This window comes from Methanospirillum sp., assembly GCF_028679455.1.
Classification (GTDB): domain Archaea; phylum Halobacteriota; class Methanomicrobia; order Methanomicrobiales; family Methanospirillaceae; genus Methanospirillum.
Genome location: NZ_JAJRBM010000076.1, coordinates 1 through 3,160, shown reverse-complemented (window position 1 = coordinate 3,160; position 3,160 = coordinate 1). Strand labels below are relative to the sequence as shown.

The following is a 3,160-nucleotide window of genomic DNA, read 5'->3' as shown; positions in this document are numbered from 1 at the left end:
GAAGTATAAAAAACCGACCCCGGTGACTATCCGGAAACCGGAGTGATCTTATCTCTCCGGTTTGCTAACGATTCTCCATTTTTCATGGGGAATCCGCATTTCAAATCTGACACCTATTCCATATGTGCCGCGTTCTGTTATGGTAATCCCCGTCATGGCCAGGATCTCATTGATCAAGAACAGGCCAAGCCCGGAGTTTTTTCCATATCCTTCCTGAAATATTCTTTTCTTTTCGTGATCGGGAATGCCGCCGCCGTCGTCCTCGTAAATAAACACGAGATGATCATCCACCTGCTCGGTGTTACAGGTGATATGCGTGAGGTTTTTTCCATGGCGGACAGAATTATCCATGAGATTCTCCACAACTTTCCCGATTAACGGATCTGCATATATCTCCGCATTTTCACCGCAATATGTGTAGAAATCTTTTTTTATCTGATGAACCTGTGCTGCATGAAGTACGATATCCCTGATATTGAACCACTGGGGATCCTTTATCCCGAGTGTCTGGTACTCGAAGGTTGTCTTCATCCCGTCAAGAATATTATTACATGGGATGAGTGCCTTTTGAAGAAGCACAGCTCCGGGCTTTGTTACTTCCCCGTCGGAGAGCATCTCCAGGATTGACATCAGGGTACATACCTGGTTCTTTACATCGTGCCTGGTGATGGATGATAACAGTTCAAGTTTTTTCTGAGCCTGGCGAAGTGCTGTCTTTCTTTTCTGTTCCTTTGAAACATCCCGGAAGATGGTCATCTTTGACCCTGGTTCCTGTCCCTGTAACTTGATTCCGGTTACTTCAACCACGATCTCCGTCCCGTCCTCCCTGAGGAATATCTCCTCGAAAAATGGTCTTTTGAGCACTGCTGCTTTTGATATCAGGTCTGCTATGTTCTCCCGCTGGTCAGGGTGGACAATATCCAGTGCGAATCTTCCTATCAACTGATCAGGACCTGAGTATCCAAGGATTTTATACGCCATGCGGTTGACATACCGGATAACATCATTCGTATGAATGATCACCCCATCCGGAAGGTGTTCAACAAGGTTACGGAACTGCCGTTCACTTTTTACCAGGTTCACTTTTTGTCTGGATATTTCATCAAAACTGACTCGTATTTCCTCGTTCTGGGCTGCAATCTCTTCGTATGATCCTGCAAGTTCCTCGTACTTCTTCTGTAGTTCCAGTTCCAGTATTTTTCGCGATGAAATATCCCTGATCGATTCTATTGCGCCGGTAATGTTTCCTTCTGTGTCATACAGCGGAGCTGCGATGACCCAGAGATATGCCCCGTTTCCATCGTTCAGAGCTTCAATATACAATTCTGCCACGAGGTTTTTTCCGATGCTTTCAATGAAATCGTACCTGTTCCTGATATCCAGGTTTTCATCAAATAGCAGGTCAACAAGGATCGGACGCCTCTCGGAGTATAAGGGGACTGAATAGGCATAGGCATCCTTTCCGATCATCTCGGTATCCGGTATTCCGGTGAGTTGTTCAATAGCACGATTCCAGGCTATGATTCTTCCCTCATTATTGATTACAAAGGTAGGATCAGGGATAAATCCGATGATGTTCTGGAGTTGCTGGTTTGTCTCCCGTAACTTCACCTCGTTCTCCCGGATGGAGGTAATATCACGTATGGTTTCGATTGCCCCGGTAATCTGATCTCCTTCATTATAAAGCGGACTGGCTTTACACCAGAGGATTACCTTTTTTTGCGACTGGTCTGTTACCTGCATCTCAGCGGTGACCGTGTCCCCGTCATACCTGATCCTGTCATGCATCTGGTGAATATCTGAATCCGGATTGATTATCGCATGCACCAGCGACAGGTGATTCATCCCGTAGAGCTGATGAAATATGCTGTCTGCCACTCTTCCAAGAGTCTCAACCGATGAAAACCCGGTGGTTTTTTCAATGGCATGATTCCATGAGATGATTTTACCGTTAATATCTACGACAAACGTGGGATCCGGAAGATGATTGATGATCGAATTTAAATGGTGGTTTATTCTCCGGATCTCGTTTTCAGCCCGTTTTTTTTCAACGGCTTTACTTACCATGTTATAGAGTTCGGAGAACTGGGCAGACGGGTTGCCTCCTTTCTGAAGGTAATAGTCTGCACCTGAGTTCAACGCATCAATAACGACCTCTTCCCTTCCTCTTCCGGTGAACAAGATAAACGGAGAGGTATTTTTTTCTTTCCGGATTTTTTTTAAAAATGAGATGCCATCCATCTCAGGCATCTGGTAATCAGATATTATCGCATCATAAGAAGTGTTTTGAAGTTTCTCCAATGCCTCCTGTACTGATAGTGCCGTTGCTACCGTCATGCCCCATCGTTTTTGAAGGTATATCTGGCCTAAATCCAGTAATTGCGGCTCATCATCGACATAGAGGACTGAGTACATGAAATTGTCCTGTAAATGAGTGTTATATTTTATTTACAAAAGGATATGGATTTGAACTGATCCGGGATAAAGAAAAAAAGAGAAATTGAACAGAATAACCGATTATATCTGTCCCATTGCCATGGAGATCCCTTTTCTGATGTGTTCCAGACCCTCTTCATGGGATCCGGTCTTCCTTAGCGTCATACCCTTATTGTACCATATCTCGGCGTTGTATGGATCACATTCAAGCGCTGAATTATAGCAACTCAGGGCATCGGTATACTTTCCCATCAGGTCAAGGACATTTGCCTTATGGTGAAGTGCCCGTGCATTGGCAGGATCTTTCTCGATGATCTCATTGAACATATTCAATGCGAGATTATAATCTCCGGCCATCTTGTAGTTATGTGCATCACGGAGTGCGTTTTCGATCTCCGGATCAATCTTTACGAATGTTCGCTCTGGTGTTGAAATTACTTCTGTTGTCATAGTAGATCCCTTCCCGTTTATTTCTCAGGCAATCTGGATATACAACCCCAGGATCTCTCACTTCACGGAATCTGCCCAATTCTGGAGATGTTTGAGATGATTGCCTGCATCAGTATTCTTCTGATGATCACTCGGTGAACCAGGTATATATCTGCAGGCTATCCTTTCCTGTTCCTGGGGTAATTCTCCATGGTACCTGTGTAAAATTAAGAGTTTGCCATCCATCGGTGCAAAACAGATCTGCTATCCGGTTATGCAATGCATATCTTCACGG

General features: G+C 44.5%; 2 protein-coding genes. Both read right to left on the bottom strand.

Annotated features, from left to right (window positions below; all coding sequences use genetic code 11):
- Positions 1–48: 48 nt before the first annotated feature.
- Positions 49–2,415 (bottom strand): PAS domain S-box protein, encoded by a 2,367-nt coding sequence (locus tag LUQ50_RS02435; RefSeq protein ID WP_300035647.1) that lies wholly within the window; start codon positions 2,413–2,415, stop codon positions 49–51.
- 102 nt (positions 2,416–2,517) lie between these two features.
- Positions 2,518–2,886 carry a tetratricopeptide repeat protein gene (locus LUQ50_RS02430; RefSeq protein WP_300035644.1) on the bottom strand — a complete coding sequence of 123 codons (369 nt, stop codon included), beginning with the start codon at positions 2,884–2,886 and terminating at the stop codon, positions 2,518–2,520.
- Positions 2,887–3,160: the final 274 nt, after the last annotated feature.